The following is a 24,842-nucleotide window of genomic DNA, read 5'->3' as shown; positions in this document are numbered from 1 at the left end:
GTCCCAGTCGGACTTCACGTTAATAGGATCTTCCATGCGGAAGATCGAAGGGTTGGATAAGTCCACTGGGCGTGCTGTCTACACGGATGACATCACTCTGCCAGGGATGCTTCACGGCAAGATCCTGAGAAGTCCACATGCGCATGCGCGCATCGTCTCGATCGATACTGCCGCTGCCCAGGCGTTGCTGGGCGTGCACGGCGTGATCACCGGACAGGATATGCCGACGACCTACGGCATCATCCCATGGACCCCGGACGAACATCCGCTGTGTGTGGATCGTGTCCGGTACATCGGTGATGGTGTCGCAGCCGTGGCTGCAGTCGATGAGGACACGGCGCTTCGTGCGTTGGATCTGATCCAAGTGGTCTACGAGGTGCTGCCGGCCTTTTTCGACCCGCACGACGCCTTAGCGGCCGATGGTGCGTCTCCGTATGTGCACGACGCCAAGAAAGAGGGATGGAACGGCAACATTACGAAGAAGGTCCACCTGGAGTTCGGTGAGGTCGACGAGCTCATGGACGCGTCCGATGTCGTTGTGGAAGACGATTATTTCTTCGAGGGCACGACCCACACGCCTATCGAGCCACACTGCGCGATCGGCTCGTGGCAACGCGGTGGCGGTGTCCGCGGCTCAGATGGCGAGGAGTCGGGCAAGCTCACGGTTTGGTCGTCGACCCAGGTGCCGCACTACCTGCATCGTGAACTCGCGCGGGTCTTGGAGCTGGATCAGGCTCATGTGCGTGTGCTCCAGCCCTTGGTTGGGGGTGCCTTCGGCGGAAAGAGCGAGCCCTTCGACCTAGAGTTCTGCGTCGGTAAGCTCGCGATGGTGACCGGCAGGCCGGTGAAGATCCTCTACACGCGAGAAGAGGTCTTCTACGCACACCGCGGGCGCCATCCTTTCCATATGCACTACCGCACTGGGGCCAATCAAGACGGAAAGCTCACTTCCGTAGACGGAAAGATTTTGCTCGACGGCGGCGCCTACGCCTCCTTCGGGCTCGTGACGACCTACTACTCGGGGCAGCTGCTGTGTGCGCCGTATGCCATGCCGGCGTACCGGTTCGACTCCACGCGCGTGTACACGAACAAACCCGCGTGCGGACCCAAGCGGGGCCACGGGTCAGTCCAGCCCCGGTTCGCGTTCGAAGTCCAGATGGACCGCCTTGCAGAGAAGCTCGACCTCGATCCGATCGACTTTCGCCGTCGCAACTTCATCGGTGCAGATACCCGGACCATAAACGAGCTCCGGATTACCTCGAACGGCTTCCTCGAGTGCCTCGAAGCTGTTGAAAGCGCGAGCGGTTGGTCGGAGAAATTCCGGAAGCTTCCGTTCGGCCGCGGCCTCGGCGTTGCCGGATCGATGTATATCTCCGGGACCAACTATCCCATCTACCCGAATGACATGCCGCAGTCCGCGGTGCAAATGCAGATCGATCGTTCGGGGCGTGTTGCAGTGTTCAGCGGGGCGAGTGAAATCGGACAAGGCTGTGACTCCGTGGTCGCGTATATCGCGGCAGAAGAGCTGGGTGTCCCATTGGACTACATCCGAGTCATGCGTGGAGATACCGACTTCACACCGGTGGACCTCGGCGCCTACTCCAGTCGCGTGACCTTCATGCTCGGCAATGCGGCGATCGATGCTGCGCGCAAGCTGCGCATCCTTGTCCAAGGAGCGGTTGCTGCCGAATGGAACGTAAAGCCGGGGCAGGTGCTCCTCGCGGGTGGCTACGCGATGTTCGCGCCTGACACTGCCCGCCGAATGCCGATCAAGGAAGCGTTCAACCTCGCCGAAGCGATGCATGGTGCGCTGGGTTCGACCGGTTCGTACAACACTCCGAAGGACGTGCATGGCGAGTACAGGGGAGGGACGATCGGGGCCTCGCCCGCGTATTCGTTCACCGCTCACGTGGCTGAAGTGGATGTGGATACCGACACGGGAATCGTTGAGGTGAAGAAGATCTGGGTGGCTCACGACTGCGGGCGCGCGCTCAACCCAGTTCTCGTCGAGGGTCAGATGGAAGGTTCTGCGTACATGGGCTTCGGTGAAGCGCTCATGGAGGAGCAGATCTACAAGGATGCCGACCACGGTCGCGCCGGGCTCCACAATGCTCCGTCACTTCTGGATTACCGTATTCCAACGAGCCTCGACACACCTGAGTTGGAAGCGTTAATCGTCGAGTCGATCGACCCGGAAGGCCCGTACGGCGCGAAGGAAGCAGGAGAGGGCCCGCTTCATCCCTCCATTCCGGCCATTGCAAACGCGATCTATGACGCTGTTGGTGTCCGGATGACACGCCTGCCGTTTTCAGCCCCGAACGTATGGCGGAACGTAGAGGCGGCACGCGCCGAAGGGACATTGAAGAAACCCGCCGTTCCGACCCGAGCGCCTGCCGGCGTGCCAGATAGTCCCTCCGTGCATACGGCGGCGGACTGATGCGCGAATACCGTGCGCTTCTCGGTCCGGTCGGTGTGATTGCGCTTTTCTTCATCGCTGTCAAATGGTCTCCGTTTGAACCTCACGCTGAACCGGTGTCCGATGCGCTGCCGGTACCCTGGGAGAACCCCAGGGCCGCCCCTTCGTGGCCTGATGCGGACTGGGCGGTTTTCGAAGAGAAGGTTCGTTGGGCCCTCGACGTGCGTGCGGACACTCTGCCGCTTGGGCAGGCGATGGCCGCTCTGGGGCGTTCTTTCATCGGGACTGCTTACGTACCGGGCACACTCGAAACGGACGGGCCGGAACATCTCGTGATCAACTTCCGAGGTCTCGACTGCGTCACCTTCGTAGAGAACGTGTTCGCACTGTCGCGCTTCGTGTCGGAAGCCGGGCGCGCATTTGATGCGGATGCTGATTCGGTACTCGGAAACCGGGGAGCGGTAGAGGACGCGTACGAAGAAGTGTTGGCGAGCTTGCGATACCGAAACGGTGAAGTCGGAGAGTACCCCAGCCGACTCCACTACTTCACTGATTGGATCGGGGACAACGATCGACGGGGATTGGTGGCGGATGTCACCGGAGATCTCGGCGGAGTACTGGACCGAGAGCCGATCGACTTCATGACCACGCACACGGACGCGTATAGACAGCTCGCTGATGCTGCTTACGTGGACGAGGTGAGGGCAGCTGAAGAACGGCTCAGCACGGCTGGCCGGATCTTCATCCCAGAAGGGGATATCGAAGCGGCTGCTTCGCAAATTCGAGACGGTGACATTATTGCTGCCACGAGCACCGTCGAGGGCCTAGACGTGGCGCACACGGGCCTCGCGCTTTGGGTGGACGGAGCGCTCCATCTGCTGCACGCCCCGTTGGTCGGAGAGAGTGTGCAGATCTCCGAGGTATCGCTTGCGGCCCGGATTCAGAGGATTGGTGGGCAAGACGGTATCATCGTGGCCCGCCCACAGTCCGGTTCGGGGGGAGGGGCCTGAGATGCTGAGACTGCCTCCGTTCCAATACCACCGCCCTGGGTCGGTCGCACACGCCGTCGAATTGATGGGTGAGCACACAGGTCACGCGATGTACATCGCCGGCGGGACAGATCTGATTCCGAATATGAAACACCGTCTCTTCGAGCCGGGACACTTAGTGGCCCTCAAGCGCATCGAAGAACTCGGTGGAATCCGGCGCGATGGTGATGATCTCCGGATCGGTGCAGGTGAGACCCTGACCTCAGTGGCCATGAACCCGGATGTAAGGGAGCTCTTTCCAGCGCTCGCTGATGCAGCCGGACATGTGGCGGGGCCTCAGCTTCGGAATTCAGGCACGATCGGCGGAAACCTGTGCTTGGACACCCGCTGCACGTACTACAATCAGACTGAATTCTGGCGTGACGCGCTCGGGTACTGCCTCAAGAAGAACGGGACGGTTTGTCACGTCACGAAAACTGGAACGAAGTGTGTGGCGGCCCACTCGGCTGACACACCGCCAGTTCTGACGATGCTGGATGCGGTTGCGACGCTTGTGGGTCCGGAGGGACCTAGAGACATGCCGGTGCGCGATTTCTTCCTAGCCGACGGGATCATCAACACCCGACGTGCTCCGGAAGAGATCCTCACGGAGGTTCGTGTCCCGATCGCATCTGCGCAGCGCAGACAGGCCTATGTCAAGCTTAGGCAACGAAAGTCGATCGACTTCCCGCTGCTGACCGTAGCAATCGCTGCTGACCTTGATGGCGATGGGACTGTGAAGAGCATCGAAGGTGTCGTCACGGCATTGGGGTCGCGCCCGAGGGTGCTGACGGGTTGGTCGGAGGCGGAGGGCCGAAGGCTCGATGCCGAGGTGATCGACGAGCTCGCGGTGCGTGCCCACAAGCAGTGCCACCCGCTCGAGAACATCATTGTCGATCCTGAGTGGAGACGGGCAATGGTGCCGGTGTACGTTCGCCGTGCTCTGGAGCAGTTGGGCGCCTAGTGGCCCCCTACATACTCGCAGCGCTTTTCCTCGTCGTGATCGATCGCGTGTCACTCAGCATCCTGACACCGGTTCCGCGCGCCCCTGATCGGACCGTGCCCGAGACCGGAGTCGATCACGAGGACCTGATCATTCGGTCGGGGGATCACGATCTCGGTGCGTGGTTACTCAAGCCGACTGGTGAACCGCACCGTCCGCTCGTTCTTCTGGCTCACGGGTGGGGCGCGAACTACTCGCTGCTATTGCAGCTTGCGGAGCCTCTCGTGTCCGAGGGGTACGAGGTCCTGCTCTTCGACGTTCAGGGACATGGCCGTAATGAACCGGTGCCTTTTGTCACGATCAGACACTTTCGTGACGACGTGCTTGCCGTGGCTGAGTACGCCAACGGTCGTTTCCCTCAGCGCCCGATCCTACTGGTTGGACATTCGCTGGGAGGATCCGCTTGTGTGTTGGCTGCTGCTGAAGGGGCCCGCGTCGACGGCGTGATCACCATCGCATCTCCGTCAGATGTGGTGCGCGTCACCGCGGAGTTTCTTTCGGCTCAAGGCATGCCGGGAGGGATTCTGGCCAAGCTGTTCATTCCTTTCTGGTGGAGACGTGCGGGGAGCCGCTTCGGGCCGCTCACACCGAGCAAGCGTATTCACGAAGTCCGGATCCCAGTTAGGATCGTTCAACCCGAGAACGACAATCGGGTGTCCGGCGGACACGCTGAGGCACTCTCGTCTGCTTCGGGCCAAGATGTCACCCTGGTCCAAGGCGCCGGACACAACGATGTCTTGGGGCGGGAAGAGACGCGTGAGGTCGTGAGAACGCTGCTGACCCAGATCTAGCTACGTCGACGCTTCACTTTCGGCGGCCGGACCCTTGTTGTCTAAACGCCCCGGTGTGGATCCGGATAGCCCTTGTGCCGCCGCGTGTCTGAGAGCTGAGTCATCTTCCACGGGGATCACTCGGTAGTTGTCATCCTCGCAGATGATCGACAGATCTACGTCGGGCGTGATCACCCACGGCGTATCGAGGAGCGGATTCGAGCGGCGGCGGGCAGTGACTTGGCAGCAGATACCTCAGCGGACGCTGATGGCCCCGGCATCTCCGTTGTTCTCGGTAGAACCGCTCGGGATGATCGGTGTACTACTTCCACTATGACTGATTCCGATATTGTACCTAAGAAGCCGTCCGATTCACTGACGGTCTTCACGGAACTCATGATGCCCAACCAAGTGAACAACCTCGGGCATGTGTTCGGTGGCGAACTCCTTTCCATGGTCGACCGAGCAGCAGCGGTAGCCGCGATGCGTCACGCCGGAAGGCCCTGCGTGACCGTGTCCATCGACCGGGTCGACTTCAAGCTGCCTATCTACACAGGGGAGCTCGTGACCTGTTCGGCGCGAGTGAACTTCGTAGGTCGGACATCGATGGAGGTCGGGGTCTGGGTGGATGCGGAAAACCTGATTTCCGGAACCAAGCGGCACACGAATGTGTGCCTCCTGACATTCGTGGCCATCGACGACGAGCATCGTCCGTGCCCAGTCCCGCCGCTTGATCTATCCGATCCCGATGATGAAAGGCGCTTTCGAGACGGGAAGCGGCGTCGTGAAGTGCGGGTCGCTTTGGATAAGGAACTGGAAGAGTACGACGTCACTTGAGTACCGCTGCACCCTTAGGGTGTGCTGAGCTAGAAACAACCTCGTTGCACCTTGGGTGCAGCTTGAATGCATAGATGCGTTCTCAAGCGCCGGCGGCGCAGTCTACACGAGCGGTTCGCTCGGCAGTGTGACCGATCACGCCCTCACGCACGGTGTGGGGTCACTCTCTTCCAGTGGATTCAGAGGCGGTGCGGTGGCGAAGGGTGGCACCACGGTGGTGGCATCGTGGAGTGACGGGGCGCCCCTAGTTGGGTACAAGACTCTATCAGCCGGTCAGCGGATGGTGGGCGTGAGTCTCTTCCCTGCCCACAGTGGGGTCGGGGGTGTGAGTGGAGACACCGGTCAGCTGTGGAAGAACGCAGTGCGTTTCGCCGGTGCGGCCGGTGGGCCGGCTAGAGTGGGCGTGGTCGCTGGCGGGAACTGACGCCGCGTCCAGCTACCTCCGTTCGACCACCATCGCAAAACCCATCCCACCCGCGGCGCACACCGTGATCAATCCGAATTCCACGTCGCGTCGTGCCATCTCGTTCAGAATCGTCACTGTGAGTCGACCACCAGTGGCGCCGAATGGGTGTCCGATTGAAAGTGAACCGCCCATGACGTTGATCACTTCGACGTCGGGATGACCCACGGCCTTGCTTCGCCCTAGTTCCTTCTGAGCGAATTCCTTCGACGAGAGCGCCTGGAGGTTCGACAGCACCTGGGCGGAAAAAGCCTCGTGCATCTCCATGAGGCCGATGTCCTTCATGGTGAGCCCCGCACGGTCGAGCGCGATGGGCGCTGCATATGCGGGCCCTTGGAGTAGCTGACCGGCAGGATCCAACGCGGTCCACGCCCAACTTCTTATGTAACCCATGGGCTTGAGGCCTTCCGCCTGGGCCTTCTCGCTGTTCATCAACACGACCGCTGAGGCACCGTCGGTGAGCGGAGACGCGTTTCCAGCTGTGACTGATCCGTGTCTTCTGTCGAAGGCGGGTCGCAGCTTGGCGAGCCTCTCGAGGGAGCTGTCGGTCCGTATGCCGTTGTCACGCGCGATGACTTTCTCAAAATCAGGCGGGACGTACACTGGAGTCAGCTCTGAAGTGAGGCGCCCGTCCTGCGTTCCGGCTGCGGCCAGCTCATGGGACCGAAGCGCCCAAGCGTCTTGGTCCTCTCGAGAGATCCCGTTCTCCTTGGCCATCCGTTCCGCAGAGCCACCCATAGTCTCGCCTGTTGTAGGCTCAGCGATGGCGGGAGTCACTGGCACGAGGTCTTTGGGACGGACTCGCGACAGAGGAGAGAGGCGTCGCCCCAGCGTCTTCCCCTTGGAGGCGGCCACTAAGGCCTTACTCAGCTTGTCGCTGACCTTCATGGGGATGTGCGACAACGACTCCGAGCCACCGGCCATGACGATGTCGGCCTGCCCGACCTCGATGAGTTGGGCGGCGTCCGTGATGGCTTGATTCGCCGAGGCGCAGGCTCTGGAGACTGTGACGGCCGGTACGGTTTTCGGAAGCACCGCGAGGCCGACTTCCCTCGCGATGTTCGGCGCCTGATTGTCGTGCACCACGGTCCCGTACACGAAGTGATCGACCCGGTCGCCCCTGAGGCCGCTCCGGGCCAACGCATCCCGGACAGCGAGTTTGCCGAGTTCGATGGCGTCGAGGCCTGCGAGAACGGTGCCCGATCGTGTGAAGGGCGTTCGACATCCGGCGATGATTGCGATCTTCATACGCTTGCTACCCCTCGAGGCCGCTCGCGATCGATGTGGCCCAGTCGGGCACAATGTTCGGATCGATGTCGAAAACCACGGTACCCACTGTGTAGACTAGAATAGCCACGACCACCGCGCCGATCAGATTGAGCACGAGCCCGATTCGAGCCATTTCACCTACACTGATGCGATCGCTGCCGAAGACGATGGCGTTGGGTGGTGTCGCGACCGGCATCATGAACGCGCACGATGCCGAAATCGTCGCCGGGATCATAAGAATCAAGGGGTTCATCTCGGTAACCACCGCGACCGCTGCGAGGATCGGGAGGATCATCTCGGTCGTTGCGAGGTTGCTGGTCAGCTCGGTTAGGAACGTGAGTGCGAGGCAGACCAGCAGGATCATGACGAAGGTGGGCAGCACGGACAGTACTTCGAACTGATCTCCAATGAGCTGAGCCAACCCAGTCTGCTGGAAGCCAGCCGCGAGAGCGAAGCCGCCACCGAAGAGCAGAACGATGTTCCATGGCAGCCGCGGAATGATGTCGCGCTCGGTGATGCGCATTGCACCGCTTTCCCGGTTCTTCGTAGGCACGAAGAAGAGGAGTCCCGCCATCCCGATAGCGATAGTGCCGTCATCGATCATTCCTTGGAACGGCAAGAAGCGTGACCAGCCCGGGATCACGAAGAGTCCGACGTTGAGGTCTACACGGAAGACCCAGAGCAGGGCAGTGGCTGCGAAAACGGCCAACACCCACCGCTCCTCATAGGAAATCAATCCGAGTTGGTCCTTCTCTCGGGCGACGACGCCTTGGTCGACAGTGATCTCCTTGGACGTCTTGTAGAAGACCTTGGTGATGAAGAACCAGGCGGTGACGAGCATGATCAGTCCGATTGGGAAAGCCATGACCAGCCACTGACCGAAGGCGATCGATGGTGCCTCGGGGAACAGAATCTCGAAGATCCGCACGAACGAGAGATTGGGCGGTGTGCCCACCAGCGTTGTCAGGCCCCCTACGGAACACCCGTAGGCGATTCCGAGCATCAGGCCGACAGTGAACGAATGCGTCTTTTCCTTACCGAATTCGTCTTCCAATTGGAGGACCATCGCTAGCCCGATGGGGACCATCATGACCGCGGTCGCGGTGTTTGAAATCCACATGGACAAGAAGGCCGCGGCGATCATGAAACCGAGCACGATGCGGGAAGGCCCGCCTCCCACTGCGTTGATGATGTTGAGCGCGATACGCCTGTGCAGATTCCACTTCTCCATGGTGAGGGCGATTATGAAGCCCCCGAGAAAGAGCACGATGGTGCTGTTGAAGTAGACGGGCGCCGTGGCTCGCCCGGTCATGATTCCGAGAAGAGGGAACAGAACCAGCGGGAGCATTGCCGTAGCGAAGAGCGGGATCGCATCGGTCACCCACCAGACGGCCATTAAGAGCGCAACCGCGGCGAGACGGCTCGCCGGCCCATTGGTTGGGTCGATTGGGACGGCGAGTAGGAACAGGAAACCGCTCAGGCCGATCCAGAGCCCGAGTTGTTTTCCTTTTTCGCCGGTCTTTCGTGCTATCGCCATGTCGCGCGGGTGTTAGGTGGAGGGGTAGAGCAACCTGGGATGTGGTGTGGGTTGAGTCCAGTTCGGTGCAGGGATGGCTGGGTAACTGACCGGGTCTAACAACGAAGGGCCGAACAACATCAAGTTGCCCGGCTCTTCTTGTTGTCTTCCGGAGTGGCGGCCTAGCGCCCCCCCGCTGGCTCCAGGCGCACGATTGGCGTTGGGGCTCCGCGACGATCTTCGATTGCCACGTAGATGTACCCGTCGGGTCCCTCGCGCACATCGCGGATGCGGCCGAGTCGCTGCAACAGCGTCTCTTCCTTCATCACCATCTCGCCATCCACCGTGAGGCGAGCGAGCTGCTGACCAGCCATGCCCCCGGCGAAGATGTTGCCGTTCCAGGCTGGGAATTTGTCGCCTCGGTACATCATGAGGCCTGACAGGGCGATAGACGGAACCCAGATGTGCGACGGATTCTCCATGCCTTCTCCCTGTGTCGCAGAGTGAATTGCGGAGCCGCTGCCGTAGTTCACGCCGAACCCGACGACCGGCCAGCCATAGTTGGCGCCGGGCTTGATCAGGTTCAGCTCGTCACCACCCTGAGGTCCGTGTTCAGTCGCCCAGATGTTGCCAGTCGACTGATCAATGATGAGGCCCTGTGGGTTCCGGTGTCCGTAGCTGTAGATGTCGCTGAGCGCCCCGTCGGTTCCGATGAACGGGTTGTCCGCCGGGATTCGACCATCGTCGTGCAAGCGCACGATCACGCCGTGATGGTTCGAGTAGTCCTGTGCAGGGTGTGCTTCAAGGTCCCCAGAGGGTGAGATCTGGCGATCTCCGGCGGTGATATACAGGTATCCGTCCGCATCCCAGGCCATTCGAGAGCCGAAGTGACCGTTCCGACCGGTGGATTCCGCGACCCAGATCTGCTCGACGTCCATGAGCGCACTGTCCTGGAGACGACCACGCACGACTCCGGTGCTGGCACCCTCTCCGGAGTCCTTCTCTCTCGAGTAGCTCAGGTAGATGAAGCTGTTGCTCTCGAAGTCAGGGTGCACGATGACATCCAGCAGGCCGCCTTGGCCCTGTGCGACAACCTCGGGCACGCCCGATACCGGAGCGGCAAGCAACTCACCTCCGCGCACGATGCGGAGACGCCCGGCGCGTTCCGTGACGAGCATGTCCCCGTTCGGGAGCCATGCTATGGCCCACGGATTGACGAATCCTTCTGCGACGGTCACGACTTGGAAATCGTGCCTCGCCGAGCGTTGCACTTGGGCGTCCGCAGGCATCGCACCCGCGAGCATCAGCACCGCTAGGGCCACCGTCAGCCGAGTCTTCAAAGCCATCTTCTGCAACCTCATTAATTGAATGAGCTACTGCCTACGGGAACCCATAGGGCGTTCTTTCTGCTGCCGCCAGGGATCAGCGGATCTCGACGTAGCGTTCCATGCGGGCCACCTCGTCTTCATCGACGTATTTGCCCATCTCGCGCCGGAACTGAGCCATGGCTTCGAACGGGCGGTACTCCTTGAACTCTCGAAGCATACGAGCACCGATGCCCGGAAGGCTCAGGATTGCTTCGTCGGATGCCGTGTTCAGGTCGATACGCACGTACACGTACTGCTCCAAGCGGGCGAGCTCATCGTCATCGACGTACTTATCGATTTCACGGTGGAAGACCGAAAGCGCCTCGAATGGTGCGTATTCACGGAACTCATGGAGCATGCGGGCGCCGACGCCGGGAATGAGGAGGATCTCCTCATCCGTTACGTCGTTCAGGTCTATGGGGAGCCACAGCCCTGCGTAGACTTGAGCGAAGGCGGCATCGGTGACATGAGCGGAAAGCGCCTGATGCAGCTCGGACATCTTGAGGAAAGGACGACCCTGCATGATGGCTTGGACGGCACCGCTGTTGAGCCCGTCGACCGCCCCGATCTCTTCTGCAGTGGCGAGGTTCGGGTTCACGAGGCCGAGGTTCTCACCGACCTGAGCTGTGACCGGAGCTGTAGCCAAGAGTGCGAGGGCCACTACCCCCATGAATACAGGGGTGAAGTTCTTCATTATGGATATCCTGCTCTTAGGAATTTTCTGTTTCAGCAGCGGCCCCACCCAATGCGGGGTGCCGGAATGTGATCAACAATCCGAGAAGCCCGAGTTGGGTCATGGTGCCCGGAGCCAGCGCTGGCATCGCGCCGGTCAGACTCTCTATGACGAGCTCCATCCCACGTACGGTCGGGTGTAGCTCCAATTCGAACTCTACATTTGCCTTCAGGTGGAAGTACATACCCAGCGCTCCCGACCCGACATACATGGCCATGAGCCCTTGCAGGGCACGTACGGCTCCTTTCCCCGGCCGGGCAGCAACCCAGAAGCCGAGCACCACACCTACACCCAGGAGTGCCAAGGGTGTCCATTGAGGCGTGAGTTCGAAATGCCCGAGGAGGTAGAGCTCGAGCAGGACGCCGGCCATGCCGAAGATCAGCAGAGCGAGGCCGAGTTTGCGCCAAGTCTCGATCAACGGATCTCCTCGGAAGCTTCAGCGATCACGATGGCCGAACGTTCTGCCATGTCCCGGTAGTACCGGAAAAAGCGCTGTGTTTCGAAGGTGTCGTATTCGCCGAGGTTTTGAGCCCACCGGTATCCTATTGGCTGGAACCAGAGCTCCGCGGTCACGGTGAGTGGCCCGGCCGCGTCGCCCGTTGGAACCGAGTACTGCACTCGGTCCAGTCCGGCGACGAAATCTAAGTCCGTGGCTGCCTCACCCACAGGGCGCACGCGCGGGTCCGCGGCGGATGCGTCGAAGCCGTCGGGGAGAAGTCGGTTGTCCTTGGCCCATCGCTCGGCGGACATGAGCCCAGTAGTCACCTCTCCTGCTTGGTCTACCATGACGGACTGATAGATCTGAACCTGATCAGGGCTGGTGATCTCGGCGTAGTGGGGCTCATACGTCGTGCCGTTCGCGTCGTGGTCGTCACCGATGACCCGACCGTCCGGGGAGAAGGCTCCGGATTCGAAGACGGTGTCGCCGCCGCGGTCCGTGACGGTCACGTGCAGCCAGGCTCGTCGTGACGGGTACGCGGTGGGGAATTTGTGGCCGGCCATGTTCCGGATTTCAACAGTGGCGGACAACACGCCGTCCGTAAGGCTGACGTCCATGACCTCCACAGTGGCGGTGGCTTCGCGGAGGTGATCCTCGGTGCGGGCGGCTGCCAGCGCCATCTCTTGGGGTAGGGCGGTCACGCCCAATTCGTCACGGTATCGGTTGAGCATCCGCAGCATGAAGAAGTTGCCGCCGCGGAAGACGTGCCTTGAGACGTTTGGACGCTCGCGACCGAGAACGGCGGTGACAGGCACATCTTCACCGACTTCGGGCATGTGGCAGTCTTGGCACGTCACGTTCTTCCGGCCGAACGAAGAGGCCTGCCACTCAAGGTACGGGGCCTGTTCTGGGAACTCGACTCCGTCTGAACCATCGTTCCGGATGGAGTGCGTCATGAGGGTATGGCACGACGAGCACAACTCTGCCGACTGCATGTGCGCGCCTTCTGTGGGACGGAAGCCAGTCGCGGAATGCATGATGCCAGCTCCGCCCTCATCGGGCTCGAAGGGACCGTAGACGGTGCGGCCGTCGGGTGCGGCGTCAGTGTTCACTGTGAACTGTCCGGTGAAGCTCGCTTCCGACCCGAGTCCGTCTGGAGCGATTTGATGACACGCCGCACAGGACACGCCGTCTGCAGCGAGCGCGGCTTCTCCCTCTGCTCCGGCTTGGATAGGGAGGTTTCCGAAAACCGAGGTTTCGCGCCCCTGGGAAGCTGCCACGACATTCGCCATGGGCATGTGACAACGACTGCAGTTCGTCTCGATGGACACGGATGATTCGGGGAAGTCAGTGATCTCGCGGCGGACCGCGGCGTGCCAGTAGGGGTCGCGTGCACTGTTGGCCATCATAGACGCACGCCAGTCGTATCCGATTGAGACGTCTGTGCCGTCTGAAGCAGTGATTCCTTTATGGCATGCGATACAGCGATCGGCTGTCTTGAAGAGATCGTCCGTAGCCGCTGGGGCCGTGACGGTCTGTACGGGTATGATCGGTGATGGTGCGGCGGGCGGCCCTTCCGGAGTGCCACTCACGATTAGAGCTGATCCGAGAACGATCACGGTGACGAAGGTCCATTGGTTCATCGTCTCACCATCCCTCGAAGAAGCCGCCGTCAAACCAGTCGAGCAGCACATAGGCGAGGAGTCGAACACCACGTCCGTCGGTATTCGTGGCGGGTATCAATAAACCCAGGCTTCCCAACACATGTTGTCGTTGGTTGAGGGAGAACTGGAACTGTGGGACCACATCGAGCTTCGTGACCGCTCCGGACTCTAGGTCACGCTTTGCCGCGAGCTCGAGCATTGGGGTGAAGCTTCGTCCCCATGGACCCGATGTGAAGGTGCGACCGAAGACGAAGCGGCCGAAGGTCTCGTTGTCACCACCGCTGTAGAGCGGAACCTCGAAGCCCACCTGAGCTTGGATGAATGCGTCTCCTGTGAGGGTCTGGCCGAAGGAGGAGAAGACTTCGGCCGTTACACCGTCGGCTCCAAGACCCTTTGTTTCGTCACCGGTGGGCAGGATGACTTCACCGCCGAGCGAGAGGATCCTCCCGACAGATTTGTCGTGGTATGCTGCGTGTTTCACGCCTAGAACGAGGTCGCCGGGGGCGCTCACCCAGTCGCTACCGGCCCCTTCCTTCCAGCCGTAAGGAATCACGACCTCCCACTGCGAGCGGGACCCGAAGCGTTGTTCGTAGACGTAGGCACCTTCTATGGAGCCTTCACCTTCCAGCGCGACGCCAGCCTCTATGACCCATTCGTCCTCTGGATACGCCTTCTCGGCGAGCAACGCCCTGGGCAGGTTGAGTTCCCCGGCCGGCCAGTTGGGGTCGGTACACAACGTGCGGATGTAGCCCATCACGCGGTCGAGTTGTGCCACAGTGAGTGCTCCCCGGAACGCGGGCATCATCTCGCTGAAGCCGCGAATAGGGCCGCCCTCATGCGCGACTGCCACCCAATCGCCGTCAGGTTCGCGCGCCGCGAAGTCGCAGTCGGTGAAGTCAGGCATCTCTTCGGCGAATGCGAGCAAGGACGGCTCCACCCCGCGGCCGTCGACGCCGTGGCAATTGGCGCATGAGGCCTGGTAGAGCGCTTCACCCGATGCCGCTTCGAGGTCCTCCGGCCGCTGGCCTGTGAGGGGCGCCGCGACGAGTGACAATGCGAGGGAAACGAGCGCAGATATGCTCGCGAATCGCACAAAAAAGGCTGTTGTCATTTCAGAGGGTTTTGAGCCTTACGGGTCGAGGACTTAAGGTGCGTCACCCTAGTAGACGCCCGACGGCCCTACTTCGCTAGATCCCGGAGCCTGAATGGCGTTTAGTTCTCTCGACATCGTCGCGTTCGTCCTCTTCATCGGGTTCGTGATCGGGGTCTCTCTGTGGGCTTCACGGGGGCAGAGCACGAGTGAGGACTACTTCCTGGCGGGCCGGAATCTGCCCTGGTGGCTGATCGGCTTTTCACTCATTGCGTCGAATATCTCTACCGAACACTTCGTCGGCATGGCGGGGCGCGGGTACGACCTGGGCTTGGCGATCGCGAGCTACGAATGGATGGCGGCGGTCACTCTCGTCCTGGTAGGGCTCTGGTTCCTCCCCAAGTTTCTCCGTCTTGGGATCTACACGATTCCAGAGTACTTGGAGTACAGGTACGACGTGGGCGCCCGAACGATCATGGCCGCCTACCTCATGCTCGCCTACGTCTTTGTGGCTCTGGCCACGGTGCTGTACAGCGGTGCGTTGGCGCTCGAGGCCGTCTTCGGGATCCCCACACTGCCGGGGATCTGGTTGATTGGGATCTTGGCCGGGCTTTATACCGTCATTGGTGGGCTGCGGGCCGTCGTCTGGTCCGACCTGATTCAGGGTGTGACGCTCCTCGCGGGCGGTGTGCTGGTGACGGTTCTGGGGTTCCGCGAGATCGGCGGTTGGGCGCCCTTCGTGGAACTCGCCGGAGACAAGCTGCACACAGTTCTTCCGTTCAATCATCCAGAGATGCCATGGGTGGCCGTCTTCATTGGAGGGCTGTGGATCCCTAACATGTTCTACTGGGGACTCAATCAGTTCATCACGCAGCGCACACTCGCCGCGGGCTCATTGGCGGATGCTCAAAAGGGCATCTTCCTGGCAGCTTGGATCAAGCTGATCATCCCGTTCATTATCGTCTTTCCGGGCATCATGGCGGCGTCTCTTTATGCCGACCAAATCGAGTTGGCGGATCAGGCATACCCCATCATGATTCGTGAGCTGCTTCCGGCTGGACTGACGGGAATCATGTTCGCCGCGCTCTTCGGAGCGGTCATGAGTTCGCTCGATTCCATGCTAAATTCTGCTGCCACGATCTTCACGATCGATCTCTTCAAGCGTTATAAGGAGCCTGATGCAACTGGGGCACGCCTGCTGAAGGTGGGCCGAACCGCGACGGGCGTACTTGTTGTGGTCAGCTGCTTGTGGGCCCCTGTGGTCGCGAGCGCGGAGAGTGTCTTCGAGTACATCCAGATGTTTTGGGGCTTCATCTCCCCTGGCATCGTGGCGGTGTTCGTCTTCGGTTTTATGAACCGGAGAACTCCGCCCTGGGCGGCAAAGGGCGCCATGCTCATGGGCGTCCCCGTGTACGGGAGCCTGCTCTTCTTCCTGCCCGACGTTGCCTTCCTGCACCACATGATGCTCACATTTGTCGTGTTGTCGGCGTTCATGGGACTGGCCACGGTGAGATCCACATTCGAGGCCCCAAGACTCGACGAAGTCGAACCCGTGGTGGACCTCAAGCCTGCTCGGGGTGCCAAGTTCATGGCTGCATCCGTTGTGGCGGGTGTGGTCGTGCTCTACGCCGTGTTCTTCTAGGTTCAAAACTGATCCGCAATACCCGCACAATTAGGACACCGTTCATGAAGATCCGCACGCTTGCCGTTGCACTCGTAGCCCTCGCTCTCCCGGCGTTCGCTTCGGCACAGAGTCGGTTGCCGACCATGCCCGGATACGAGCGCCTTACCGCGATGACTCCTGAGTTAGCGCAGGTCCAGCGCAACGCCTCGAGTACCGCTTCGTGGGCTGAGGATTCCGAGAGCGTGACGTTCATGCTCGCGGGCGAGCGCATGAGCTTCGATCTCGCGACGGGTCAGATCACGCCGGCCGAAGGGGGCCAGGGTGGCGGCCGAGGGCGTCGCGGCGGACCGGAGCGTGGTCGTCAGTTTGTCGAGGCCGACTCTCCGGACGGGATACGCAAAGCGTTCTACCGGGACCGAAATATCTACATCAGTAACATGGACGGCACCGGCGAGGTCCAGGTGACCACGGACGGTAGTGAAGCGGATCGCATCAAGTACGGGACTGCGAGTTGGGTCTACGGTGAGGAGCTTGGCCAGAACACGGCTATGTGGTGGTCACCGGACGGAAGCAAGCTCGCGTTCTACCGCTTCGACGAGAGCCCCGTGCAGGACTTCTATCTCCAGATGACGCAGACGGACATCCAGAGCTCGCTCGACATCGAGGCGTACCCGAAGGCCGGGACCGACAATCCACTTGTGGACATGTTCGTTTTCGACGTGGCCAGTGGAGAGGTGACCGAGATCGACGTGCGTGACGGGCAGGCGTTCACGGACGATGTGGTGGGGCACTACGTCTATCGGGTTCGGTGGTCTCCGGACGGGGAAGAGGTCCTGTTCAACCGCACCAATCGAAGACAGAACGTGATGGAGTTTACGGCGTGCAGCCCGGACATGGGATCGTGCCGTGTAGTCATCCGAGAAGAGTGGCCAGCGAGTTGGACGTCGAATCGGCCGTATCAGTTCTTCTTGGAAGACGGCGAACGCTTCATCTGGGAGTCGGAGAGGAACGGCTGGAGGAACTACTTCCTATACGACCTCAGTGGGGAACTGCTGAATCCTCTGACCTCCCATGATTCCTTCGAAGCCGCAGGTGTGACACGCGTCGACGAAGAGAACGGGCTGCTCTACTACATGGCCCGCAGTGGCGACAACCACATGAAGCAACAGCTTCATCGCGTCCGGCTGGACGGCCTGAACGACGAACGGCTGACGGATCCCGCTTTCAATCACAACGTCTCCTTCGCGTCGAACGGCGAACACTTCGTCGACGTGTCGCAGACCCACGATTCTCCGCCCGTGACCGTGCTACGAACAGCTGAGGGAAGTGAGGTCAGGGTACTCGCTCAGGTCGACGATTCGGCCTTCGATCGGCTGGGCCTGGAACGTGTGGAGATGTTCACGTTCACGTCTGCCGACGGCTTCACCGAACTACACGGCATGATCCACAAGCCGTCCAACTTTGATCCGAGCAAGAAGTACCCCGTTCTCGTGTCGACGTATTCCGGTCCCGGGTGGGCCGGAGCGAGGGAGAGCTTCACCGTCCCAAACCGCTACACGGAGGCAGGATTCCTATACGTGACCTTGGACGCCCGCAGTGTCGGTGGGAAAGGCAAGAGAGCGCTCGACGCGCTCTACGAGGGCATGGGTGTGGTGGAGATCGACGACCTCGCGGCGGGAATCCGTTCGTTGTGGGATCGACCCTACGTGAATCGTGAGGCCGTCGGGATCTACGGCACGTCCTACGGTGGATATGCGTCCGCCATGGCGCTCCTGCGGTATCCGGACGTCTTCCAAGCGGCGTCCGCGTCGTCGTCCGTGACGGATTGGCGTCACTACGACACGATCTATACCGAGCGGTACATGTACACGCCGCAGGACAACACAGCAGGGTACGACGCCGGTTCGGCGATGACCTATGCTGCGAACCTCGAAGGGGATCTGCTCCTCTATTACGGGACGGCCGACAACAACGTGCATCCCAACAACACGATGCAGCTGATTGCAGCGCTGCAGGCTGCCGGGAAGAGCTTTGAAGTGCAGGTCGGGCCGGATCGGGGCCATTCAGGTGTGAATCCGGACCGGATGATGGAGTTCTTCATCCAGCACCTGGTCGTCGAGAAGGGTGGCATCGTCTTTTAGCTCAGGTGAAGAACGCAGATTCCCGGGCCGACCTTCCGCCTGCGCGGATCGAGACAGAGCGATTCGTTCTTCGCTGTTGGTCTGCAAAGGACGCGCGTCTGTTCAAGTCCGCCTTGGACATGAGTCTCGAAGCGCTCCAGAAGTGGATTCCCTGGGCGCGGGACGAACCCTCTCCGTTGTCGCTCATCGAAGAGCGACTGCGGCAGTACCACAACGACTTCAATGCGGGCAAAAATGCGCTCTACGCCATGATGGATGTGGACGAGCGTGAAGTGCTGGGTGGCGTGGGCTTATACAGGAGGGTCGGACCCGGAGCACTCGAGATCGGGTACTGGGTCAGGTCGGATCTTGCGGGAATGGGACTGGCGACGGCGGGGACGGCCGCCCTGACGAATGCAGGCTTTTCGATTCCAGGGATCTCTCGGATTGAGATCCATTGTGATCCACGGAACGAGCCGAGTGCAGCCATCCCCAGAAAGCTGGGATACTCGCTAACTGAGATAAGGAAGGACGTGGAGACTTCGTCCGATGATCCCGAGCGTAGTACGATGGTGTGGACTTTGAGTGCGGACGAATACGAACTGACCTGGATGCGATCGATATGAGACGAGTGAAAGGAACACTTGCTGCCCTCGCATTTCTGCTCGCGCTGGGCCTGAGCGGGTGCAACCTTCTTGAGCCCGAGCTTGCTGATACCGGCATGGTTAAGAAGCTCGAGATCGAGGGGGGATGCTGGGTTATCGAAAGCAATTCCGAGACCTACCTTCCAGCCCACTTACCAATGGACCTCCGTATCGAGGACCTACGCGTGCAGTTCGAAGGAACGAGCCGTCCGCATGCCGCCTCGTTTTGTCCGGGCCTTCAGATCGATCTGATCTGGATAGAGGCTCAGCCTGCTGTCGGTGCAGAGGGCTGACGTGATGTCCCGTCGAGCCGTTCAGACACCTGACCGTCACGATCCCGATGTGGTCATTGCCGAGTATCTCTATCGCCACGAAGCCGAATTCGCGGCTGGGTTCTTGGCCCACGCGGGTATTCCACACCGTCTGCAGGCCGACGACGCCGGCGGGGCTGATGCCGGCGTGACGTTCTCTCGGCCTGCCCGTATTTGGGTCCGACGCGCCGATGCCGAAGCGGCGCGCGAACTGCTTGAGGTCACTCCGAACGCGGCGGTCACAGACGAACAGGGCGAACACGAAGCGGAAGAGGAAGATCCCCCTAAGGGACTCTTCATGCCGGCTGCTCGAAAGAATGTGCTGGCTTCGACTCAGAATGATCGCCTTCCGGGACGCCCGTCCGACTCGACTGAATTGTGTGGATCGGAACGGGCCGTCGCCCTACTACTAGGAGTCGGTTTCGGGGCCCTCGGGGCGGGTGTTGGCGGTATCGCTCCGGAGGGACAGTTCGGAATGTTGTGGACCTTGGGCATGGGATTGCTCGGTGTGGCGATGCTCGTCAGCGGCTTGGTCGGCCGTTCGTGGGGGCCGCTTAGATCATTGTTACGCGCCCTGTCCGGCGCGGTGCCCTAGGCTTCTGGTGATGGGAATCAGAGAAGGACAGCAGGAGGACGAGGCCGGGGATTCGCTCCGGCCGACGACCGGCGAAGAAGAGGTATAACGTTCATGCGAGCCGTTTCATTCAACGTCACGATTCCGAGTTTCTTGATTGGAAAAGGGTTCGGGAAGATCACCGAGTCAGCCATTTTTGGCGGCTTCAGCGGTGTGACCTTCGGTGACGTTGCGGAGCCGTCCTTACCCGATGGTGATTGGGTCCGGCTCGAGATTCTGAAGGCGGGCATTTGTGGTACTGACATCGGAACGCTGACGTTCAAGGCGAGTCCCGCCATGGAGCCGTTCGGTTCATTTCCAGCTGTACTCGGACATGAGATCCTCGCGCGAGTCCTGGAAGTCGGCTCAAATGTCTCAAGCGTTACGCCCGGACAACGGGTTGTCGTAGACCCAATGATTTCCTGCACGATGAGGGGCTTCCCAGGGGACGGACAATGCCCATCGTGCTCTGGAGGAAGTCACTGCACCTGTGAACGAATGGGTGAGGAGGGAGTGGTCCAGGTCGACGGTGAGCCGCTGAAGCGCGGTGCCATGATTGGCTATCACGCATCGCTCCCCGGAGCTTGGGCCGAGAGGATGATTGCACACGAGAGTCAACTCTTTCCGGTAGCCGACGAGATGTCGGACAACACAGCTGCCCTGATCGAGCCGATCGCGGTGGGCATGCATGCGGTTTTAGGGTCACGGCCCTTTGACCCGGGCCCGGTGCTCGTCATTGGGAGTGGCCCCATCGCGCTCGGGACGATCTGGTCCTTGAGAGCGGCTGGCTATGAAGGTCCGATCGTCGCTCAAATCAAACGAGGTCCCGAAGCGGACATCGCACGGAGCTTGGGTGCTTCCAAGGTCGTGTCTCCGGGAGATGAAGCGCGGCAGGCCCTCGTGGACACGGGCAGTCAGGCCTATATGCCGATCGTTGGGGAAGAGGTTTATGCCGGCGGTGGCTTCCCAGTCATCTTCGATTGTGTGGGAAGCGGCCAGACGATTTCCCAATCCCTCCGGTTCGCGGCCCCGCGGGCGCGAATCGTCATGCTGGGGTGCGCCGCTGAGATCAAGAACCTGAACCTCACGTTCTTGTGGGCGCGTGAACTGGACGTGAAGGGTTTCGTCGGGTACGGAATCGAAGACTGGAAAGGTGAGCGTCAACATACGTTCCAGATCACCCACGACATGCTGCTCGAAATGGGAGCTCCGGTGGACCAGATGGTCACCCATGTATTTCCGCTCGATCAGTACCAGAACGCGTTGTCGACGGCTGCGAACCGCAGAAAGACCGGTTCGATCAAGGTGCTCCTGGATCCATTGGCCGGGTGATGTCCCGACGTCGACCCGATATCGCTGAGCCGTGGGCCTTTTAGGACGTGAGTAGACCCAAGTTTCTCGTGGTGGGTGGCGGTGTGATCGGAGTGAGCTGCGCCTATGCATTGGCGCGGAGGGGAGCCGACGTCCAGGTGCTGGAGCGCGACACTCTTGGCGCCGGTGCTTCTGGAGGGAATGCCGGGACAGTCTCGGCGGGGCATCCTCCGTTGAACCGACCTGGACGGATCGTCCAGGCGTTAACCCAGATGCTGGATCCGGCGTCGCCATTGTTTCTGCCGCCCCGGTGGGATCCGAAGCTCTGGCAGTGGCTCCTTGGATTCGGTCGATATTGCACCCACGAACACGTCGAGTCCTGCATGCAGGTGATGGCTCCACTCGGGATGGATGCACTGCATCTCTTCGACGACCTCATCGAAGCCGAAGGTATCGAGTGTGGCTACAAGACCGAGGGGTATTTCGAAGTCTGTTCCACCCAGAAGGGCCTCGTGCAGGTCAAGTACGAGTCGTCGATCATCGAGCGACATGGGTACCACCCGCAGACGGTGAGTGGAGACGAGCTCCGGGATCGGGAACCGGCGTTCGGTCGAGACATGATCGGGGGGATGTTCTATCCTGAAGCGCGCACACTCGACCCGTTGAGGTTCCTCATCGAACTCGCTGACCGCTCGCGCCGGCTGGGCGTAAGTATCAATGAGGGGGCCTCAGTGAGCGAAGTCACGACCGCAGGAGGTCGAGCCACTGGGGTCCGCTTGTCGAATGGGGATGTGCTCGAAGCGGACAGCGTAGTGCTGGCGACCGGGCCTTTCAGCCTCGACCTCGCGGCTCGGGTGGGTACTCGTTTACCGGTGCAGCCCGGGAAGGGGTACCACCGAGACATCGAGATCCGTACCGGTGGGGCACCGCCGCTTGGGGTCGCCTGTGTACTGAGTGAGACCTCGGTGTTTTGTACGCCCATGGACGGGTTCGTCCGGTTTGCGGGGACCATGGAATTTTCGGGGGAGAACGACGTGATGCGGCGGGCTCGACTCGAGCAGCTCACGATGGCAGGTCGTCTTTGTTTTCCCGATTTGGGGCACGCAGCGCCGTCGTCCGAATGGTGCGGTTTGCGCCCGATGGCGGTTGACGGAATGCCGATCGTTGGAGCCCTGGATGGCATCGAGGATCTCGCTGTTGCAACCGGGCACGGCATGCTCGGACTGACACTTGGGCCGGTTACCGGAGAGATGATCGCTAATCAAGTGTTCGGCGAGGAGGATGTGCGCCTCCAGGCATTCTCGCCGAGCCGTTTTCAGGGGTTCGACGACTAGAAGTAGACTGAGGTGTGCACTTTGAGGCCCCATGCGGTGACCCCCGTTTGGGGCTTCCACACGTCCACATTCACGGCCAACCGATTCCGGCCCGTGAAGTGGAGAATCACCCCCGGCGTCATCAGCCACCCGCCATCCCTTCCGGTCGAACGATCCGGATCACCCCAGCTCACCCGGCCAATAGGCTCTACGGCGAGGACTTTTCCTGGGTTGGAGAGGACGGACTTGTACGTCGCGATCCCTTGGTAGGTCAGAAACCGCGGGCTGCTGCCTGAGGGTGTGAGTGCGCGCCAGTTGTCTCCAGCCATCACACCCAACTGGACGTGAAGCCCTTCGTCGAAATTTCCCCACTCGACGTCGAATGCACGGGCCGGCGCGTAGTCGTCTGTACCCGTGATTTCGTTGGTGTAGTCGTGGAAGCTGTAGTTGCCACCAATTCGGAGCTTCTCTACGGGGTACCACTCGACGCGGCCTGACACCGACTTGGCGTTGTTGGTCTCGCGTGTGTTTCCGCCGCCTCCGTTGGTGAGTGTGGCGCCATAAGAGAGACGACCGTCCGCGAGGTCGCCTTCAATGAGCACGCCCACGTCGATTGAGGAGTGTTGAAGCCTCTCCGAGAATCGAGAGTACGAACACAGTCCGCTCACCCCGGTGCAGTCCGACACGCCCGGAATGTTGCCGTCCCGTTCGATGGCCAAGATCTGACTCGAGCTTGTCAGTTCGAAGAGATCGAACGCTCGCTTGAATTGGCCGGTCGTCACGATGAAGCCAGGATCGAGTTCAAAACGAATGAAGGCGTAGCGACCCACCACCTGACCTTTCGCGATGTCGATTTGAACGGCCGCATCGATCCAATCATTGAGACGCGAAGCCGCCCATAGGCGGGCACGGCGCAGGATGAATTCGGTCGCGGGCACGCTACCCACAGAGGAGGCGGACATCTGCATGTGCACTCGTCCACCCAACTCGGTGCGCTCAACCGGCCGGCGTGGCTCCACGTACTGTGCGTTTGCCGATAACGGGGCAAAAGCCAGGGACGCACTCAAGACGAGAAGGGCGCGCATAGAGGTCGGGGTCACCGGACGTCTACCACAAGGCGGTTTGGCCCGCGCATTTCCAGGACTCTTACGTCCGTTCCCTCTACTAGGCCTGTGATCCACGTGACAACATTGTTCTCCGCGCATGCGATTCCCGCCTCATGCACGCGCTGCTGCGCGTATGTCTCGGTCTCTACGGGCATGGTCGAGCGGCCGTTCTCATTCGTGTGGGCTGGATGAAGGTTCAGAACCAGGAAGCGATCGCCTTCGACCTCCGGGACAAGAGGCTGCGTTTCGAGGGCGGACTCTTCCTCGGTGACCTCGTCGGGATTGCCGCACACGATGGAGCTACTTGGGTCGTACACCCGGACGTTATACCCAGGAAAAGCGACTCCGGACCCGAACGCGAAGATCATCCGATCGAAACCGTCATGGCTCTCGACCACGACACTCTCGACGAGTGCTCGAGCGGCTTGAGGCGTAGGACGGCGATTGATGTCGTTGCGCGTCCATGGAATCTCAAGCGAGAGATTCGCGATATCGAGCCCCATCATCTGCGTCTCGGTGAGCGCTTCACGTTCGAGTGGCTTGATGAACGTGTCGGGAGCTTGGACCATGGAAGCACCCGGAGCGTCGGAATCGGAGCCACCGCAAGCGGCAATGACGAGCACAAGGGCTGTAAAGATGGAGGTGCGGTTCATTTCTATTTCTGGAGAGTAGGTCTAGAGATCCAGAGGGATGACCTCTGGGCGTACTTTGCTGTTCGCTGCCGAGCCATCGACGCCGATCCCTTCGAGTTTCAGTAGGCCGACCTTCGCCTTCAGTCCCCCAGCGAAACCCGTCAATCGCCCGTCAGACCCGACAACCCTGTGGCAAGGAACGATGATGGGTATCGGGTTCGCTCCGACAGCCTGACCGACGGCCCTTGCCATGTCGGGCTTTTCGATGTCCCTGGCTACTTGACCATAGGAGACAACCTGGCCGTACTTAATGCCCATCAGGCGCTCATAAACTTGGTCCTGAAACGGGGTCGTCATTCCACCGAAATCGAGGGGGAGGTCGAACACCTCACGCTTCCGGTCGAAGTACTCTGTGAGTTGCCGGACTGCTTCCCGAAGGTTGTCCGGCCATTCCTCTGGCGTGTCCGTGTGGTCTTCTTTGGGCAGGCGGCCGAACTCGATGCGACGCACGCCGGTGGCCGAGACCCACACGGTAAGGGGGCCTGCCCTGGTATCGGACAGGTGCGCCGAGTG

At 60.8% G+C, this 24,842-nt stretch carries 23 protein-coding genes; 13 read left to right on the top strand and 10 right to left on the bottom strand.

Annotation, left to right across the window (positions count from 1 at the left end; genetic code table 11):
* Positions 1–34 precede the first annotated feature (34 nt).
* The 6 genes from P8L30_06330 (at position 35) to P8L30_06305 (ending at position 6,478) form a co-directional block, all read left to right on the top strand.
* On the top strand, positions 35–2,437 hold the full coding sequence (locus P8L30_06330; protein ID MDG2239800.1) for a xanthine dehydrogenase family protein molybdopterin-binding subunit: 2,403 nt from the start codon (positions 35–37) through the stop codon (positions 2,435–2,437).
* Positions 2,437–3,426: a DUF1460 domain-containing protein gene (locus P8L30_06325; protein ID MDG2239799.1), complete on the top strand. Its 990-nt coding sequence runs from the start codon at positions 2,437–2,439 to the stop codon at positions 3,424–3,426. Before P8L30_06330 ends, P8L30_06325 begins: the two co-directional genes overlap by 1 nt.
* Before the next feature lies 1 nt (position 3,427).
* Complete coding sequence (locus P8L30_06320) at positions 3,428–4,408, top strand: FAD binding domain-containing protein (protein ID MDG2239798.1); 981 nt, start codon at positions 3,428–3,430, stop codon at positions 4,406–4,408.
* Entirely contained in the window at positions 4,408–5,238 is an 831-nt protein-coding gene (locus P8L30_06315; GenBank protein MDG2239797.1) for an alpha/beta fold hydrolase, read from the top strand. Before P8L30_06320 ends, P8L30_06315 begins: the two co-directional genes overlap by 1 nt.
* A gap of 312 nt (positions 5,239–5,550) precedes the next feature.
* Positions 5,551–6,054, top strand: a complete 504-nt coding sequence (locus tag P8L30_06310; GenBank protein ID MDG2239796.1) for an acyl-CoA thioesterase — start codon at positions 5,551–5,553, stop codon at positions 6,052–6,054.
* Positions 6,055–6,181: 127 nt separating this feature from the next.
* Positions 6,182–6,478: a hypothetical protein gene (locus P8L30_06305; GenBank protein ID MDG2239795.1), complete on the top strand. Its 297-nt coding sequence runs from the start codon at positions 6,182–6,184 to the stop codon at positions 6,476–6,478.
* A gap of 12 nt (positions 6,479–6,490) precedes the next feature.
* Here the strand turns inward: P8L30_06305 and fadI are convergent, their stop codons facing one another.
* The 7 genes from fadI to P8L30_06270 all read right to left on the bottom strand — a co-directional run bounded on the left by fadI (position 6,491) and on the right by P8L30_06270 (position 14,616).
* On the bottom strand, positions 6,491–7,765 hold the full coding sequence (gene fadI, locus P8L30_06300; protein ID MDG2239794.1) for an acetyl-CoA C-acyltransferase FadI: 1,275 nt from the start codon (positions 7,763–7,765) through the stop codon (positions 6,491–6,493).
* Positions 7,766–7,772: 7 nt separating this feature from the next.
* Positions 7,773–9,323: an SLC13 family permease gene (locus tag P8L30_06295; GenBank protein ID MDG2239793.1), complete on the bottom strand. Its 1,551-nt coding sequence runs from the start codon at positions 9,321–9,323 to the stop codon at positions 7,773–7,775.
* A 161-nt stretch (positions 9,324–9,484) separates the two neighbouring features.
* On the bottom strand, positions 9,485–10,648 hold the full coding sequence (locus tag P8L30_06290) for a PQQ-dependent sugar dehydrogenase (GenBank protein MDG2239792.1): 1,164 nt from the start codon (positions 10,646–10,648) through the stop codon (positions 9,485–9,487).
* A 76-nt stretch (positions 10,649–10,724) separates the two neighbouring features.
* Complete coding sequence (locus tag P8L30_06285; protein ID MDG2239791.1) at positions 10,725–11,363, bottom strand: hypothetical protein; 639 nt, start codon at positions 11,361–11,363, stop codon at positions 10,725–10,727.
* A gap of 16 nt (positions 11,364–11,379) precedes the next feature.
* Positions 11,380–11,820, bottom strand: a complete 441-nt coding sequence (locus P8L30_06280) for a hypothetical protein (protein ID MDG2239790.1) — start codon at positions 11,818–11,820, stop codon at positions 11,380–11,382.
* Positions 11,817–13,484 (bottom strand): hypothetical protein, encoded by a 1,668-nt coding sequence (locus P8L30_06275; GenBank protein ID MDG2239789.1) that lies wholly within the window; start codon positions 13,482–13,484, stop codon positions 11,817–11,819. The genes P8L30_06280 and P8L30_06275 overlap by 4 nt, the downstream gene beginning before the upstream one ends.
* 4 nt (positions 13,485–13,488) lie before the next feature.
* On the bottom strand, positions 13,489–14,616 hold the full coding sequence (locus P8L30_06270; protein MDG2239788.1) for a cytochrome c: 1,128 nt from the start codon (positions 14,614–14,616) through the stop codon (positions 13,489–13,491).
* 94 nt (positions 14,617–14,710) lie between these two features.
* Here P8L30_06270 and P8L30_06265 point away from each other — a divergent pair, with 94 nt between their 5' ends.
* From P8L30_06265 to P8L30_06235, 7 genes are all read left to right on the top strand, one after another.
* Positions 14,711–16,237 carry a solute:sodium symporter family transporter gene (locus P8L30_06265; protein MDG2239787.1) on the top strand — a complete coding sequence of 509 codons (1,527 nt, stop codon included), beginning with the start codon at positions 14,711–14,713 and terminating at the stop codon, positions 16,235–16,237.
* 44 nt (positions 16,238–16,281) lie between these two features.
* Positions 16,282–18,360 (top strand): DPP IV N-terminal domain-containing protein, encoded by a 2,079-nt coding sequence (locus P8L30_06260; protein MDG2239786.1) that lies wholly within the window; start codon positions 16,282–16,284, stop codon positions 18,358–18,360.
* Between the two features lie 5 nt (positions 18,361–18,365).
* The gene (locus tag P8L30_06255; GenBank protein ID MDG2239785.1) at positions 18,366–18,965 is read left to right on the top strand and encodes a GNAT family protein; all 600 of its coding nucleotides are present in this window, start codon (positions 18,366–18,368) and stop codon (positions 18,963–18,965) included.
* Positions 18,962–19,276, top strand: a complete 315-nt coding sequence (locus P8L30_06250) for a hypothetical protein (GenBank protein MDG2239784.1) — start codon at positions 18,962–18,964, stop codon at positions 19,274–19,276. The genes P8L30_06255 and P8L30_06250 overlap by 4 nt, the downstream gene beginning before the upstream one ends.
* A 4-nt stretch (positions 19,277–19,280) precedes the next feature.
* Entirely contained in the window at positions 19,281–19,889 is a 609-nt protein-coding gene (locus P8L30_06245; protein MDG2239783.1) for a DUF2007 domain-containing protein, read from the top strand.
* A gap of 93 nt (positions 19,890–19,982) precedes the next feature.
* Positions 19,983–21,239: an alcohol dehydrogenase catalytic domain-containing protein gene (locus P8L30_06240; protein MDG2239782.1), complete on the top strand. Its 1,257-nt coding sequence runs from the start codon at positions 19,983–19,985 to the stop codon at positions 21,237–21,239.
* A gap of 47 nt (positions 21,240–21,286) precedes the next feature.
* Positions 21,287–22,552, top strand: a complete 1,266-nt coding sequence (locus P8L30_06235; GenBank protein MDG2239781.1) for an FAD-dependent oxidoreductase — start codon at positions 21,287–21,289, stop codon at positions 22,550–22,552.
* On the opposite strand, the gene P8L30_06230 is transcribed toward P8L30_06235, so the two are convergent.
* Genes P8L30_06230 through P8L30_06220 form a run of 3 tightly spaced genes read right to left on the bottom strand, consistent with a single transcriptional unit; the run spans position 22,549 to position 24,800 of the window.
* Positions 22,549–23,631, bottom strand: coding sequence for a porin (locus P8L30_06230; GenBank protein MDG2239780.1), 1,083 nt, complete (start codon positions 23,629–23,631; stop codon positions 22,549–22,551). The genes P8L30_06235 and P8L30_06230 overlap by 4 nt on opposite strands.
* Positions 23,628–24,290, bottom strand: a complete 663-nt coding sequence (locus P8L30_06225) for a hypothetical protein (GenBank protein MDG2239779.1) — start codon at positions 24,288–24,290, stop codon at positions 23,628–23,630. The genes P8L30_06230 and P8L30_06225 overlap by 4 nt, the downstream gene beginning before the upstream one ends.
* Before the next feature lie 21 nt (positions 24,291–24,311).
* Positions 24,312–24,800, bottom strand: a complete 489-nt coding sequence (locus P8L30_06220) for a methylated-DNA--[protein]-cysteine S-methyltransferase (GenBank protein ID MDG2239778.1) — start codon at positions 24,798–24,800, stop codon at positions 24,312–24,314.
* Positions 24,801–24,842: the final 42 nt, after the last annotated feature.

The organism is Longimicrobiales bacterium (genome assembly GCA_029245345.1).
In the GTDB taxonomy this organism is placed as follows: domain Bacteria; phylum Gemmatimonadota; class Gemmatimonadetes; order Longimicrobiales; family Gaopeijiaceae; genus CALFPJ01.
This window is presented reverse-complemented; position numbering and strand designations above follow the sequence as displayed.

Bases quoted from the DNA above. Each gene is read 5' to 3' on its own strand.
- P8L30_06320 (MDG2239798.1), top strand. From the start codon at position 3,428: ATGCTGAGACTGCCTCCGTTCCAATACCACCGCCCTGGGTCGGTCGCA.
- fadI (MDG2239794.1), bottom strand. From the start codon at position 7,765: ATGAAGATCGCAATCATCGCCGGATGTCGAACGCCCTTCACACGATCG.
- P8L30_06325 (MDG2239799.1), top strand. From the start codon at position 2,437: ATGCGCGAATACCGTGCGCTTCTCGGTCCGGTCGGTGTGATTGCGCTT.
- P8L30_06250 (MDG2239784.1), top strand. From the start codon at position 18,962: ATGAGACGAGTGAAAGGAACACTTGCTGCCCTCGCATTTCTGCTCGCG.
- P8L30_06260 (MDG2239786.1), top strand. From the start codon at position 16,282: ATGAAGATCCGCACGCTTGCCGTTGCACTCGTAGCCCTCGCTCTCCCG.
- P8L30_06240 (MDG2239782.1), top strand. From the start codon at position 19,983: ATGCGAGCCGTTTCATTCAACGTCACGATTCCGAGTTTCTTGATTGGA.
- P8L30_06225 (MDG2239779.1), bottom strand. From the start codon at position 24,290: ATGAACCGCACCTCCATCTTTACAGCCCTTGTGCTCGTCATTGCCGCT.
- P8L30_06295 (MDG2239793.1), bottom strand. From the start codon at position 9,323: ATGGCGATAGCACGAAAGACCGGCGAAAAAGGAAAACAACTCGGGCTC.
- P8L30_06270 (MDG2239788.1), bottom strand. From the start codon at position 14,616: ATGACAACAGCCTTTTTTGTGCGATTCGCGAGCATATCTGCGCTCGTT.
- P8L30_06310 (MDG2239796.1), top strand. From the start codon at position 5,551: ATGACTGATTCCGATATTGTACCTAAGAAGCCGTCCGATTCACTGACG.
- P8L30_06265 (MDG2239787.1), top strand. From the start codon at position 14,711: ATGGCGTTTAGTTCTCTCGACATCGTCGCGTTCGTCCTCTTCATCGGG.
- P8L30_06330 (MDG2239800.1), top strand. From the start codon at position 35: ATGCGGAAGATCGAAGGGTTGGATAAGTCCACTGGGCGTGCTGTCTAC.
- P8L30_06275 (MDG2239789.1), bottom strand. From the start codon at position 13,484: ATGAACCAATGGACCTTCGTCACCGTGATCGTTCTCGGATCAGCTCTA.
- P8L30_06285 (MDG2239791.1), bottom strand. From the start codon at position 11,363: ATGAAGAACTTCACCCCTGTATTCATGGGGGTAGTGGCCCTCGCACTC.
- P8L30_06290 (MDG2239792.1), bottom strand. From the start codon at position 10,648: ATGGCTTTGAAGACTCGGCTGACGGTGGCCCTAGCGGTGCTGATGCTC.
- P8L30_06245 (MDG2239783.1), top strand. From the start codon at position 19,281: ATGTCCCGTCGAGCCGTTCAGACACCTGACCGTCACGATCCCGATGTG.